We start from the raw sequence: 12680 nt of genomic DNA, 5'->3' as shown, positions 1-12680 counted from the left end.
GTTATACTTAAATTTTATTAATTTATATAATTACAATTTTTCGAAAGATGCTTTTTGATTATTTGTAGGTAAATACGCGATAAAAATGAATATTTTTTGAAATTCTCCTAATTATTTACTTATAAATTGTTAAAGTTTAAACAAAAAGCGCTTGATAACCTGTGTTTTATTTTGTCAGCAATATATTTTTAATACTTTTGCCTTACCCAAGTTTTTGTTTAACCTAAAGAAATTCAATGATTTACAAAATTTATCCTTTATTTGTGTTTTTGCTATTATCTTTTGGAAAAGATTCAAAAAGCACTGCCGATCTTAAAACGAACGCCGCTGTAAGAACGATTGCTAAAGTCGAAAAAGTTACAGTTGATTCTAAAATCGAAAGCGTTTATAACACTTTAAATTCTAATAACTTTAAAATGCCGGAACTTAAAACTTTCTCGGAAGCTTTAAAAGGATTTTATTTGTTGAAAGAAAAAGGAGTTATCAAGAAAAATATATTAACGCTTATCGATTTCAGTTTATCATCAAACACAAAACGTTTGTGGGTAATCGATTTGACGACTAATAAAATCTTGTTTAATTCACTTGTAGCTCACGGAAGAAATACGGGAGAAGAATTTGCTTCAGCATTTTCAAATCTTAATTCTTCATTCAAAAGCAGTTTAGGCTTTTATGCTACTGGCGAAATCTATCAAGGAAAACATGGTGCTTCTTTGCGTTTAGATGGTTTAGAAAATGGTGTAAATGACAATGCTCGCGAAAGAGGTGTTGTTATGCACGGAGCAGATTATGTTTCTGAATCATTTATTAGAGATCACAAAAGATTAGGCAGAAGCCAAGGTTGTCCTGCAGTTCCTGTTGAAATGACAAATGAAATAATTCAATTAATAAAAGACAAATCGTGTTTATATATCTATCATCCATCTAGAAGTTTCGCGATGGAAGAAAGGCTAATTTCTTAATTTAGCATATAAGTCCGAGTCCAAATCATAAATATCAGCTCTAAACAGGAGCTGATTTTTTTTGCTCCATGCTGTCCAGTACCATTGATACAAAGCATATTTTTTTGTGATTTTGAAACTCATTGTTTTTTTAGAGGCAATAATAGTATCAATTCTATCTTGCGGCCAGTTTCCATCTTCGTCCAAAATATGTTTAGCCAATTCTAGCGGATTTTCAACACGGACACAGCCAGAACTCATAGAACGATTGTTTCGTCCGAAAATATTACGGTGATTGGTGTCGTGCAGATAAACGCTATGATGATTAGGAAACAAAATTTTCATTAATCCTAATGAATTAGAATATCCGGGGCTTTGAACATAACGATATCTATTAGGTTTGTTCTCATTCCACGCGATTGGATCCACAACATTTCCTGACGAATCATATATAGTAATATTTTTTTTAGCTAGATAATTTCGGTTTCGTTTCATCGCAGGAACAACATCTTCTTTTAAAATTGTAGGAGGTACAGTCCATGTCGGATTAAAAACAACTGTTTTTAAATACGAAGTAATAACAGGAGTTCTTCTTTTGCTTGTTCCAACAACAACATTTCTAACTAAAGTAGTGTCTTTATTTTCGACAACGTTCAAACTGTAATCAGGAATATTAATGATAAAATAGTTTTCGGCTAATTCGTTTGGATACCATCTCCAGCGTTCCAAATTGGCAATGATTTGCTTTTTCCTTCTTTCTTTAGAATAATTTAAAGCACTAATGGTTCCTGCACCGATAACTCCGTCTGCAGCAAGACCGTGTCTTTCTTGGAATTTTTTAACTGCTTCGAAAGTCTTTTTGTTGTAAATGCTTGTAAGGTTGTCTTTTCCAGTCATGTCATTCCAGTACAAAAGTCTTTTTTTAATGTTTATTAAAGCAGGATTAGTGTCGTTTAAAGTGATTTTTTCAGCAGATTCAATATTTTTTATACCCTCATCTGGAAAAGTATTTATAATTTCAAGTGCTTTTAAAAGCTGTTTATAGGTTTGCGTTTTAGGCTGAATGTTTTCAACAATACTATCAAGTTTGTTTCTGTTGAAAGCCTTTATTAAAACAGAGTTTATATCAAATACCTTTTCATCCAAATCCCAATTGGTGTAAAGTTTTTTGGGATCTAGCTTTCCTTTGTGTAAATGATTCAGGTATTTTTCAAAATTATAAGTCAGTAAAATATCATAAGTAGCTAAATCAGTATCACTTAGAGAGCTGATTTTGCTTTCGATTTTTTTTAATTGAGATGCTTTGTAATCTTCTGGATCTAAGCCTAATTTATCAGATTTTTCTAGTTGAGATAAAACATAAGTTCTTTTTTCTAGATTTCCCCAAACCGTTTTATTTTCAGATGCGATATAAAATTGTTTCAGGGTTTCGCTTTTAAAAGTGCTTATTACAGCGGTATCTATTTCAACTTTTCTCTCGTCGGTAAGTATGATTGCTGGCACCGTTTTTTTGATGACAGGATTGGGTTTTGGAGTATCTTTTTTACACCCCATAAAAATGCATATTACTACTAAAGAGTAAAATTTCTTCATATTATAATTTTTTAAACATCAAATAATGTTCGCCAACATCTTTAATATCAAATGGTTTACCTAGGGGGTGATAATTCATTTTTTGATAAAAACCAACAGCAGCTGTTCTGGCGTTAAACCAAATCAAATCAACTTTGTTTTCATTGCAGTAGGTTTCACAATGTCTAACCAAAGCTTCGCCAAATCCCATTTTTTGATGCGTTTCTAAAACGGCCATCCCTCGAATTTGTGCTTGATTTTGTTCGGCAAATATAGTGTTGATTTTCTTAAACAAGGAAATAATTCCTATTAAATTTTCATTATCAAATAGTCCGAAATGATGCGTAGTCTCCAGATCATCTCCTTCAAAGATGCAGCTTTCTATAGGTTTTCCTTTTCTTAAAACGGGTTGACGTACTGCATAAGTTTCTTTTGATGTAATTTCTTTAATTGTAATCATGATTTTTTTGAAAAATATTGGATTTATAACTTTTTAATTTTAAATCAGTTATAAATAATTGTTGATTTTTATTGATTTTTTTTGCGAAAAAGCTTGTTTTGAACTGAACTTTCTTTTTATATTTGCACCACCNCAGTTGGTAGAGCTCCAGCCTTCCAAGCTGGTTGTCGCGAGTTCGAGCCTCGTCTTTCGCTCTAAAAAAAACAGAATCTTTTAGATTTCGTTTTTTTTTGTCAAAAGTAAATAATTTTTGATTTTAGTTTTTTTTAAAGATTAAATTATTTATATTTGCACCCTGTTNCAGTTGGTAGAGCTCCAGCCTTCCAAGCTGGTTGTCGCGAGTTCGAGCCTCGTCTTTCGCTCTTGAAAAGCCTCAAACATTGTTTGAGGCTTTTTTGTTTTTATGCAATTACGCAAATTACAATGTTTTAAATTCCAAATTCCAAGTTTAAAAAGAGACAAATGCTAAATATTTGGAATTTGAAATTTAAATATTGGAATTTTATTTTAAGTTGCTCAAATCACTTTCGGTTTCTAATTCCTGTGGTGTTTCGTTTTTCTTGAAAAGTCTCGCTTTCAAATCGCCTTTTAGGGTAATTTTTTCTCCCTTAACTTCCAGCCAGCTTCCCTCTCTTAATCCTAAAACCGGAATCGAATTGAACGCATGAAATTCTTTAATTCTTGTTTCGCGAGTTTCTCCCATGTGTTTAGATTGTAAATCGGCATCTAAATAATGCGGATTTAAATTGAAAGGAACTAATCCTAAAGTCTGGAAACTTGGCGGGTAAATAATAGGCATATCGTTTGTAGTCTGCATTGATAAACCGCAAATGTTACTTCCGGCGCTTGAGCCTAAATATGGAGTTCCGTTTTTTACAGTTTCAGAGAGTAACTGCATGATATTGTTTTTGTACAACTGAGTAACTAGTAAAAAAGTATTCCCTCCGCCAGTAAATATTCCTTCTGCATTTTTTACAGCATCTTGCGGATTTTCAAATTCATGAATCCCTTTAACCTCAATATTAATTGATGCAAATGCTTCGGCAGCTTTTTGCGTGTATTCTTCATGCGTAATGCCACCAGGTCGTGCGTAAGGAATAAATAAAATTGTTTTGCAGTCTTTAAAATGCTCTTTTAAAGCAGGTAAAAGATATTCTAAGTATTTGCTTCCGTGTAGAGTAGATGTGCTGGCAATAATAATGCTTTTCATAATTTTTTTAACTCAAATTTTGTTGCTAAAGGTATTAAAAACTCTCTTTTAGCATAAATTTTTATGGTTTTAATTAACATATATTTACCAAGTCGTTAATACTAAATTTGGAGGATATTAAGATATTTTTACCTTTTAAGAATATTTTTAATTTATTTCATTTTGTTTCAGAAAATTACTTGTTTTTTAATTGTTGTGATGGTAGGGCAGGCGTGCTTGTCTCAAGTCCAAGATCGTTCTGTTTTAAATGGTAAAATAGCCTCTAATACCTCAGATTTAGAAGGCGTTCATGTGATTAATGCTCAGACAGAAGAAACAGTAACAACAGATGCGTCTGGATCGTTTTCGATTTTGGCAAAAGCCGATGATGTATTAGTATTTTCTTCTATAAGTTTTAAAGAAAAAAGAATTATGCTAAAACCTGAGGATTTTACCAATCTTAATTTTGCGGTTAAGCTTACTATGGTAATGTATCAGCTGCAAGAAGTTGTGATAAAACGATATGATAATATTAATGCAGAAAGTTTAGGAATAATTCCTGAAGGCCAAAAAAAATATACAGCAGCCGAGCGAAAACTAAAAACAGCAACCGCTTTGAATGCTACAGCAAATGCTGGAACAATGGCTGGCGGATCTATTTCTGCAGATCCGCTGTTAAATTTCTTCTCGGGAAGAACGGCAATGCTTAAAAAAGAAGTGGCAGTAGAGAAAAAAGAATTTTTTATGAAACTTCTGGAGAATATGTTTAGTTTGGATCATTTTATTGACCGCTTAAAAATTCCGGCAGAATATGTAAAAGGTTTTGAATATTATGCTGTGGAAAATGAAAAATTTACCGTCATTTTGAATTCTAAAAACAAAACTTCTACCGAATTTCTTTTAGGGGAATTAGCGGCAAAGTATAAAGAAATAATTGCGAGTGAAAATAAGTGAAAAAATAACTGTTATAATGCTTTTGATTTTTGTTCAGATTGGTTTTGGGCAAAAAAACAATTCTAAAGAGTTGTTAGGTAAAATAATGGAACAATCAACACCGATTGAGGGAGTAAATATTATTAACAATACAACTCAGGTTGCAACAATTTCAGATTCTGATGGTAATTTTTCGATTGCAGTAAGAGAAGGAGATGTTTTGGTCTTTTCTGCTGTGAATTTAGATCCGCTTAAGCGCAGGATTACAACAGAGGATTTGGCGTCTAATTTACTGGTTGTTAAAATGACCGCAAAAGAGGTGGAGCTGAGAGAGGTTGTTGTAAATGAAAATGCCAATATTACTGCCGAAAATTTAGGTATTATTCCGTACGGACAGAAAAAATATACGCCTGCTGAACGAAAAGTTTATACTGCAACTTCGACTTCGGTTGATAAGCTTTTAAATGCGATTTCTGGCCGGACTGCAATGTTGAAAAAAGAGGTCAATGTTGAGAAAAAAGAAGCCCTTTTTAGAAAATTAGAATACCTTTTTGACGAGAATTATTATACCGAAAGATTGAAAATACCTGTGGATTATATAAAAGGATTTCAATTATTTTGTGTGGAAGATGCTGAATTTGCTGTATCTTTGAATACTAAAAACAAAACAATGAGTATGTTTTTAATCACAGATCTAGCAAGAAAATATCTAACAATTCTCGAAAATGAAAAATAAATTAGGAGTACTCGTTGTCTGCTTATTTTGTCAAATTGTATTAGGGCAAAACGGTTCAAGAAAGCCATTACATGGTCAAGTAATAAATGATTTTCTAGCGATAGAAAGTGGCTATGTAATGAATATTAATGCAAATGTAAGAACATTTATCGGTGCAGGTGGTTTATTTGATATTATGGCTCGCCCAAAAGACACTTTGTTGTTTTCTGGTTTGGCATTTCAATCCAAAAAAATTGTTCTGACAGAAAAAGATTGTGCCGAGGTTCTTTTTAAAATAAAACTTGATTTGGTGAATAATCAGCTTAAAGAAGTTGTTGTTCACAAAGAATTAAAAGTAAAATCATTGCAAGGTGGTTCACAGGGAATAGTGGATATGCAGTTTGAAGATGACAAGCAATCGACAGCCAAAAACACAGCAATGCTCTCTGATCAAACCATTAAATATGGAATGGACTTTGTTCGAATTTTTAAAGATGTTAAAAAGCTTTTAAGCAAAAAAGAAGATGTAAAAGAAGAAGAGGTTACGGATATTGCTTTTGTAGAATATGCTAAAGATAATTTTACAAAAGATTTCTATACCAAAACTCTCGGACTTAAAGAAGATGAAATAGAATTGTTTTTGATGTATTGCTCTAATGATGCAGCTTCGAAACAATTTTTAGAGCCTGATGAAAAATTCCAGTTAATGGATTTTATGGTGAATAAGAATAAAGAATTTAAGAAAGCTGCTGCTGTTCAAAAATGAAAAATAAATTAGTTTACTGTCTTCTGGCAGTTTTGTTTGTATTATCATCTGCATTTACTTTTCATAAATTTTATGTTGGGGTTTTTCAAGTAAATTATGCTGCCGAAAAAAAAATGCTGCAGATTACTTCCCGCATTTTTATTGATGATTTGAACAATGCAATGGAAAAGAAGTATCACAAAAAAACATTCGTTGGCACAAGCAAAGAAACGCAGGCAGATATTGACTTATTAAAAAAATATCTCTCAGAAAATTTTTTGATCAAAGTAAATGGGCAGCCAAAAGCAATAACTTTTTTATCTAAAGAAGTAGAAGCAGATGATGTTTTAGTTTGTTACTCAAGGATTAAAGATGTGGAGAAGTTTAAAACATTAGAAATTTCAAACACTCTTTTAGTAGATTGGAATGCAGAACAACAAAACATTACACATATTTCAGCTTTTGATACTAAAAGAAGTGTTCTTTTTACAGAATCTTCAAGAAAAGAAGTGTTAAAGTATTAATGGATTTCTAGAATTATTATTTTAATTGCTATTTTCACAGCCTGATAAATTACCATTAGATTTTTATGAAAAAACTTTCATTATTATTACTTTTTCCTGCAATGTTAGTTGCACAGGAAAAAGCAACAACCACGCCTGTTAGACAGCAGGGAAAATACGATACCAATAAATTTAGCCAGATGTACGATTTGCTGGCAACTCCAAATATGTTTCGTACAGCTTCTGGAGCTCCAGGACCAGCTTACTACCAACAGCAGGCCGACTATAAAATTGATGTTGAATTAGACGATAAAAATTCAAGATTAAGCGGATCTGAAACTATAACTTATTCGAATAATTCGCCAGATAGTTTAGAGTATTTATGGGTGCAGCTGGATCAAAATCAAGCAAGAGCCAATGGACAAACTTCATTAGCAGAAGGTGAAAAAATCAATCAGGTTTTACCTCTAGATGGTTTTTCGTCTAAATATTTGAAAAAAGATTTAGAGCGCGGTTTTAATATTGAGCAAGTTAAAGATGCTAAAGGAAATGCATTGTCATATACCATCAACGAAACAATGATGCGTATTAATTTGTCTTCACCTTTAAAACCAGGAGAAAAAATCTCTTTCTCAATAAAATGGTGGTACAATATCAATAATTATAGAAAAGAAGGCGGTCGTTCTGGATATGAGCTATTCGAAAAAGACGGAAACAAGCTGTATGTAATTGCTCAATTCTATCCAAGAATGGCAGTTTATAATGATGTTGAAGGCTGGCAGAATATGCAGTTTTGGGGAAGCGGAGAGTTTGCTCTTCCTTTTGGGAACTTTGATGTAAATATTACTGTTCCTGCAGATCACGTAATAGATGCTACAGGAGAATTAATGAACAGAAGCGAAGTATTTACGGCAGAACAAGTAAAAAGATACGAGCAGGCTCAAAAATCATTTGATAAACCAGTGGTTATTGTAACGCAGGCAGAAGCGGAAGCTGCTGAAAAAGGTTTTTCTGAAAAGAAAAAAACTTGGAAATTCAGTGCTAAAAATGTTCGTGATTTTGGAATTGCTTCTTCAAGAAAATTCATTTATGATGCAATGGCTGTTAAAATTGGCAACAGAACTGTTATGGCAGAATCTGTTTATCCAAAAGAAGCAAATCCACTTTGGGGAGAAACTTCTACAATGGTTGTAGCTCATACTTTAAAAAGTTATTCATCTCATACTTTTGATTATCCTTATCCAAAAGCAGTTTCAGTTTCTGCGGAAGATCAAGGAATGGAATATCCAATGATTTGCTGGAACTACGGTCGTCCTGACGAAAATGGCGTAACAAGCAGAGAAGTTAAAAACGGAATGATTGGTGTTATTATTCACGAAGTTGGACATACTTTCTTTCCAATGATTGTAAATTCTGATGAACGTCAATGGACATGGATGGATGAAGGTTTAAATTCATTTTTAGAGTATTTAGCTGAGCAGGAATTAGATCCAAATTTCCCTTCGAGAAGAGGACCAGCAAAAAATATTGTTCCTTACATGAGTGGAGATCAAAAGTTTTTGGAGCCAATTATGTCGAATTCAGAGACAATTCACCAATTTGGAAATAATGCTTACGGAAAACCAGCAACGGGTCTTAATATTTTAAGAGAAGTGGTTATGGGAAGAGAATTGTTTGATCATGCTTTTAAAACGTATGCAAACAGATGGAAATTCAAACACCCAACGCCTGAAGATTTCTTTAGAACTATGGAAGATGCTTCGGCAGTCGATCTTGACTGGTTCTTTAGAGGATGGTTTTATTCAACAGATTTTGTAGATATCGGAATTAAAGATGTAAAACAATATTATGTTTCAGATACTCCAACTGCAGATATTAAGGATGTCAAAGTAAGAAAAGGACGTTTTGGATATGAAAAAGGACCTTTTGTTTATTTAGTTTCTGGAGATAATGCAGAAGTTAATCAATCAAAGAAAAAAGCTTTAAAAATTGAAGATTTCAAGCCTTTGGCAGATTATGTAGATCAGACTTTTACTGCTGAAGAAAAAGCTAGTATCAAATCGCCTAAATACTTCTACGAAGTTGAATTCAACAAACCAGGCGGAATGATTATGCCTATTTTAGTTGAGATTACTTATGAAGACGGTTCTAAAGATAGTTACCAATATCCAGCACAAATCTGGAGAAAAAGTAACGAAACGGCTAAAAAAGTGTATGCTACAACAAAAGCAATTAAGAGTATTCAAGTCGATCCAAAACTGTTAACAGCAGATATCGATGTTACTAATAATTCTTGGCCAAAAGTTGAGACAAAGTCAAAATTTGACTAAACTAATAAATGATAATTAAAAGTTCATCATGTTTGTAAAAGCTTGATGAACTTTTTCTTTTTTATTAAAATACATTTTAAAGGACTTTTTAAGTTAATTTTAAAACTCTACGCTGCAAAATTTAATATCTTTGCGACAACAAAAATAAAAGTTATGTTTGGTATAGGAGGAGGAGAATTAGTTTTTATACTGTTTATTGTACTAATGCTTTTTGGTTCTGATAAAGTACCAGAAATTGCACGCACGATGGGTAAAGCTATGGCTCAATTAAAAAATGCGACTAATGATATTAAAAGTGAAATTCAAAAGGGAGCAGAGGCTAATGGTCTTGACTCTAAATCTTTGACGGATATTACTGGAAATATTAATGCAGAAATTAGTAATGCAAAATCTAATATACTTGGAGAAAATGGAAGTCTCTTAGGAGATACAGCCAATGAAATCGACAAAGTAAAAGAAGATATTGATACCATTTCCGGACCTATTAAACGCCAAAGATAATGCTTGAAAAAATACAGGAATTAGATACAAATCTATTAATATATCTTAATGGACTTGGTTCTGAAACATACGATAAATTTTGGCTTTTCATTACCAATCAGTTGTATTGGACACCATTTTTCTTATTACTGTTTTTTCTTATTTATAAAAAAATAGGAGGAAAACAAACTTTGTATCTATTGCTTTTTATAGCAGTTTTGATTGCTTTTACAGATCAAACCTGCAATTTGTTCAAACACACTTTTCAACGATTACGTCCTTGTAATAATCCAGATTTAGCTTCGATTATTCGAATCGTACAGGTTAGACAATCCTATAGTTTTTTCTCTGGACATGCGGCAAATACAATGGCGGTTGCAACTTTCTTGTTTTTAGTTTTAAAACGTCACTTCAAATATTTTGGATTCTTATTTTTATGGCCTCTAATTTTCGCTTACAGCCGTATTTATTTAGGATTGCATTATCCTGGTGATATTCTAGCAGGGTATTTCTTCGGAGCGCTTTTTGGATCTTTACTTTATTTAGTGTATAGAAAATTAAAACCGCAATATTTCCCAGGATAGTTCTTTTTAAGGTTCTCAAATTCTAAGGAACTATCCCGAGACTGAGTTCTTAAAATTATATGAATTCTATCCTTAGCTGAAGATAATTAGGTTTAAAAGAAAAAGGCTTTAGCCAAATACTTACTGTATTTTCGCTAAAGCCTTTTTCTTTTTTTAATATATGAATTAATTTTTATAAATCATTTTTTCACTCCAATCTAATCCTTCGGGAAGTTGTTGTCTACTGAATTCTATGTGAATAACTCTTCTTCGTTCGTTATTTGTAGTTTTATTCGAAGCATGAAATAATAATGGTTTCATGATCATTATTCCGCCTTTTTCAACTTCACAAATCGTTTCTTTTTCAGTCTCAAAATTTAGGTTTTCAATTCTCAGAATTCCTTTCGAATGCGAATTATTGATCACTTTTAAAGCTCCATTATTCTTTGTAGTTTTATCAATATGAATTCTGATCGTGAAATTATCTTCTAAAATTTCTTTAGGAGGCTGAACAGCAAATTGATTTTGTTTTAAAGTCCAATTCTCAAAATTTTCAACCTCAATTTTTTGGTCAACAGAAATGGTCAAATCTTGATGATATGCCACAAACCAATTTGATTTTTCAGGCTTGTCAAAATATATGGATTTGGTTATGAAATATCCTTTTCCAAAATTAGATTCAATAATTTTTTTTAAATTTTCATTAAAAATAAAGTCTAATATCTCAGGTATTTCTTTGTGAAACTGTCTAATAGCAAATAAATCTTGAGACTTTCTAAAAGTAGCATTGTCAGAATCATTTTTGGTTTTATTTTCAATTAATGAAATTAGTTTATCGATCTCTTTTTCAGCGTAAACATTATTTATTATTGTAAAACCTTCAGAATATATTTCTCTTGAATTATTCATTTGAAAACTAATTTTAATGACAGATAAATAAACGAAAAAGTTTAGTCTCTTAGCATCTTAAAAATCTACAACACTCTCGAAACCGTCAATCCATCACGAATTGGCAGTAAAACTGTTTCGACTCTTGGATCATCTTTTAAGAGTTGATTATATTCCAAAAGAACTTTTGTACTTACATCATTTGGATGAACAGGTTCGAGGATTTTTCCGCTCCATAAAACGTTATCAGACAAAATAATGCCGCCTTTGTTCATTTTTGGAACAATCATTTCCCAGTAATTGAGGTAATTTTCCTTATCAGCATCAATAAAGACCAAATCAAATTTTACATCTAAATCTGGAATAATATTTACAGCTTCGCCTAAATGTTGAAAAATTTGGTTTCCCCAAGGAGATGCATCAAAGTATTTTCGCTGAAAATCAACTAATTCTTCTTTAATATCGATAGTATGTAATTGACCATTTTCCTGCATGCCTTCACATAAGCATAAGGCAGCATAACCTGTGTAAGTTCCAATTTCAAGAATATTTACCGGACGAATCAATTTAGACAACATGCTTAAAACACGTCCTTGAAAATGACCGCTTAACATTCTCGGTAAAAGTATTTTTTGGTAAGTTTCTTTATTGAGTTTGGCTAACAATTCTGGTTCATTTTCAGAATGCTGTTCGATATAATCTTCTAATTCTTGTGATATGAAATGCATGTTGTAATATCTTGTAATTTTGAAGCAAAAGTACAAAAAATATCGGCGTAGTTTTTTGCATAAAAAAACCATCCGCTTTGGCAGATGGTTTCAATTTAGATTTAGATGAAATTTATTTTTTCAAAGCTTCATTTACTTCTTTTGCTGTTTTTACAGTTCCGTCTTTCGCTGCTTTTGCTGCGTTTTCAACTTTCTCTGCACCTTTTTTAGTAGCGTCTTTTACATCAGTTGCTGTCTTTTTTGCAGCGTTCTCAACATCATTTGCAGCTTTTTTAGTTGCATCTTTTACGTCGCTTGCTGCATTTTCTGTTGCATCTTTCGCTTTTGCAGCAGCGCTTTCGGCTTTACTAACTGCAGTGTCTGTTACTTCTTTAATATCTGTTGTTAATGAGTCAACCTTGTTTCCAAGAGTTAATTCTTCTTCTGCTGGTTTAGGCTCTTTTTTCTCACAAGATTGAACAGCAAATGCTAATAAAGCTACAACAGCTAAGCTTAAAATTTGTTTTTTCATAATTACATTTTTTTTAGGTTGATAAAACTTAAAGGTTATATGGCTGAAAAATAAAAGTACAAATTTTAAAATGATTGAGCTCTTTGTAAGATTATTTTTCTTTTGAGAGCAAAACAATTCTT

14 protein-coding genes and 2 tRNA genes are annotated in these 12680 nt (G+C 32.1%); 10 read left to right on the top strand and 6 right to left on the bottom strand.

Annotated elements, in window-relative coordinates; genetic code table 11:
• The first annotated feature begins 236 nt into the window (after positions 1 to 236).
• On the top strand, positions 237 to 962 hold the full coding sequence (locus tag ASE40_RS12110) for a murein L,D-transpeptidase catalytic domain family protein (RefSeq protein WP_057117231.1): 726 nt from the start codon (positions 237 to 239) through the stop codon (positions 960 to 962).
• Here the strand turns inward: ASE40_RS12110 and ASE40_RS12105 are convergent.
• Together ASE40_RS12105 and ASE40_RS12100 are read right to left on the bottom strand one after the other, a co-directional pair.
• The gene (locus ASE40_RS12105) at positions 951 to 2534 is read right to left on the bottom strand and encodes a murein L,D-transpeptidase (protein ID WP_057117230.1); all 1584 of its coding nucleotides are present in this window, start codon (positions 2532 to 2534) and stop codon (positions 951 to 953) included. The genes ASE40_RS12110 and ASE40_RS12105 overlap by 12 nt on opposite strands.
• Before the next feature lies 1 nt (position 2535).
• Positions 2536 to 2973 (bottom strand): GNAT family N-acetyltransferase, encoded by a 438-nt coding sequence (locus ASE40_RS12100; protein WP_057117229.1) that lies wholly within the window; start codon positions 2971 to 2973, stop codon positions 2536 to 2538.
• Positions 2974 to 3102: 129 nt separating this feature from the next.
• On the opposite strand from ASE40_RS12100, the gene ASE40_RS22040 reads away from it, so the two are divergent.
• Both ASE40_RS22040 and ASE40_RS22035 read left to right on the top strand, forming a co-directional pair.
• A tRNA-Gly gene (locus ASE40_RS22040) sits at positions 3103 to 3160 on the top strand.
• Positions 3161 to 3269: 109 nt separating this feature from the next.
• Positions 3270 to 3328: transfer RNA gene (locus tag ASE40_RS22035), tRNA-Gly, on the top strand.
• Positions 3329 to 3475: 147 nt separating this feature from the next.
• Here ASE40_RS22035 and pepE read toward each other — a convergent pair.
• Positions 3476 to 4183, bottom strand: coding sequence for a dipeptidase PepE (gene pepE / locus ASE40_RS12095; RefSeq protein ID WP_057117227.1), 708 nt, complete (start codon positions 4181 to 4183; stop codon positions 3476 to 3478).
• Positions 4184 to 4345: 162 nt separating this feature from the next.
• Here pepE and ASE40_RS12090 point away from each other — a divergent pair, with 162 nt between their 5' ends.
• The 7 genes from ASE40_RS12090 (at position 4346) to ASE40_RS12060 (ending at position 10452) form a co-directional block, all read left to right on the top strand.
• Positions 4346 to 5116, top strand: a complete 771-nt coding sequence (locus ASE40_RS12090) for a carboxypeptidase-like regulatory domain-containing protein (protein WP_057117224.1) — start codon at positions 4346 to 4348, stop codon at positions 5114 to 5116.
• 85 nt (positions 5117 to 5201) lie between these two features.
• Positions 5202 to 5831: a carboxypeptidase-like regulatory domain-containing protein gene (locus ASE40_RS12085; RefSeq protein ID WP_241774363.1), complete on the top strand. Its 630-nt coding sequence runs from the start codon at positions 5202 to 5204 to the stop codon at positions 5829 to 5831.
• A complete protein-coding gene (locus ASE40_RS12080) occupies positions 5821 to 6576 on the top strand; it encodes a hypothetical protein (RefSeq protein ID WP_057117221.1) in 756 nt (251 codons plus the stop codon). Before ASE40_RS12085 ends, ASE40_RS12080 begins: the two co-directional genes overlap by 11 nt.
• The gene (locus ASE40_RS12075; RefSeq protein ID WP_057117218.1) at positions 6573 to 7079 is read left to right on the top strand and encodes a DUF6702 family protein; all 507 of its coding nucleotides are present in this window, start codon (positions 6573 to 6575) and stop codon (positions 7077 to 7079) included. The genes ASE40_RS12080 and ASE40_RS12075 overlap by 4 nt, the downstream gene beginning before the upstream one ends.
• A 65-nt stretch (positions 7080 to 7144) precedes the next feature.
• Complete coding sequence (locus tag ASE40_RS12070; protein ID WP_057117215.1) at positions 7145 to 9388, top strand: M1 family metallopeptidase; 2244 nt, start codon at positions 7145 to 7147, stop codon at positions 9386 to 9388.
• Positions 9389 to 9541: 153 nt separating this feature from the next.
• On the top strand, positions 9542 to 9889 hold the full coding sequence (locus ASE40_RS12065) for a twin-arginine translocase TatA/TatE family subunit (protein ID WP_057117666.1): 348 nt from the start codon (positions 9542 to 9544) through the stop codon (positions 9887 to 9889).
• Positions 9889 to 10452: a phosphatase PAP2 family protein gene (locus tag ASE40_RS12060; protein WP_057117214.1), complete on the top strand. Its 564-nt coding sequence runs from the start codon at positions 9889 to 9891 to the stop codon at positions 10450 to 10452. Before ASE40_RS12065 ends, ASE40_RS12060 begins: the two co-directional genes overlap by 1 nt.
• Before the next feature lie 165 nt (positions 10453 to 10617).
• Here the strand turns inward: ASE40_RS12060 and ASE40_RS12055 are convergent, their stop codons facing one another.
• The 3 genes from ASE40_RS12055 to ASE40_RS12045 all read right to left on the bottom strand — a co-directional run bounded on the left by ASE40_RS12055 (position 10618) and on the right by ASE40_RS12045 (position 12558).
• The gene (locus ASE40_RS12055) at positions 10618 to 11340 is read right to left on the bottom strand and encodes a phytanoyl-CoA dioxygenase family protein (protein ID WP_057117213.1); all 723 of its coding nucleotides are present in this window, start codon (positions 11338 to 11340) and stop codon (positions 10618 to 10620) included.
• A 65-nt stretch (positions 11341 to 11405) separates the two neighbouring features.
• Positions 11406 to 12047, bottom strand: coding sequence for an O-methyltransferase (locus tag ASE40_RS12050; protein ID WP_057117212.1), 642 nt, complete (start codon positions 12045 to 12047; stop codon positions 11406 to 11408).
• 112 nt (positions 12048 to 12159) lie between these two features.
• Complete coding sequence (locus ASE40_RS12045) at positions 12160 to 12558, bottom strand: hypothetical protein (RefSeq protein WP_057117211.1); 399 nt, start codon at positions 12556 to 12558, stop codon at positions 12160 to 12162.
• Between the last annotated feature and the right edge of the window lie 122 nt (positions 12559 to 12680).

It is taken from the genome of Flavobacterium sp. Root935 (genome assembly GCF_001429295.1).
GTDB lineage: Bacteria > Bacteroidota > Bacteroidia > Flavobacteriales > Flavobacteriaceae > Flavobacterium.
The sequence above is the reverse complement of the archived record's forward strand: the minus strand, read 5'-3'. Positions and strand labels throughout refer to the sequence as shown.

Bases quoted from the DNA above. Each gene is read 5' to 3' on its own strand.
- ASE40_RS12080 (WP_057117221.1), top strand. From the start codon at position 5,821: ATGAAAAATAAATTAGGAGTACTCGTTGTCTGCTTATTTTGTCAAATT.
- pepE (WP_057117227.1), bottom strand. From the start codon at position 4,183: ATGAAAAGCATTATTATTGCCAGCACATCTACTCTACACGGAAGCAAA.
- ASE40_RS12100 (WP_057117229.1), bottom strand. From the start codon at position 2,973: ATGATTACAATTAAAGAAATTACATCAAAAGAAACTTATGCAGTACGT.
- ASE40_RS12055 (WP_057117213.1), bottom strand. From the start codon at position 11,340: ATGAATAATTCAAGAGAAATATATTCTGAAGGTTTTACAATAATAAAT.
- ASE40_RS12075 (WP_057117218.1), top strand. From the start codon at position 6,573: ATGAAAAATAAATTAGTTTACTGTCTTCTGGCAGTTTTGTTTGTATTA.
- ASE40_RS12085 (WP_241774363.1), top strand. From the start codon at position 5,202: ATGGAACAATCAACACCGATTGAGGGAGTAAATATTATTAACAATACA.
- ASE40_RS12065 (WP_057117666.1), top strand. From the start codon at position 9,542: ATGTTTGGTATAGGAGGAGGAGAATTAGTTTTTATACTGTTTATTGTA.
- ASE40_RS12045 (WP_057117211.1), bottom strand. From the start codon at position 12,558: ATGAAAAAACAAATTTTAAGCTTAGCTGTTGTAGCTTTATTAGCATTT.
- ASE40_RS12060 (WP_057117214.1), top strand. From the start codon at position 9,889: ATGCTTGAAAAAATACAGGAATTAGATACAAATCTATTAATATATCTT.
- ASE40_RS12105 (WP_057117230.1), bottom strand. From the start codon at position 2,534: ATGAAGAAATTTTACTCTTTAGTAGTAATATGCATTTTTATGGGGTGT.
- ASE40_RS12110 (WP_057117231.1), top strand. From the start codon at position 237: ATGATTTACAAAATTTATCCTTTATTTGTGTTTTTGCTATTATCTTTT.
- ASE40_RS12070 (WP_057117215.1), top strand. From the start codon at position 7,145: ATGAAAAAACTTTCATTATTATTACTTTTTCCTGCAATGTTAGTTGCA.
- ASE40_RS12050 (WP_057117212.1), bottom strand. From the start codon at position 12,047: ATGCATTTCATATCACAAGAATTAGAAGATTATATCGAACAGCATTCT.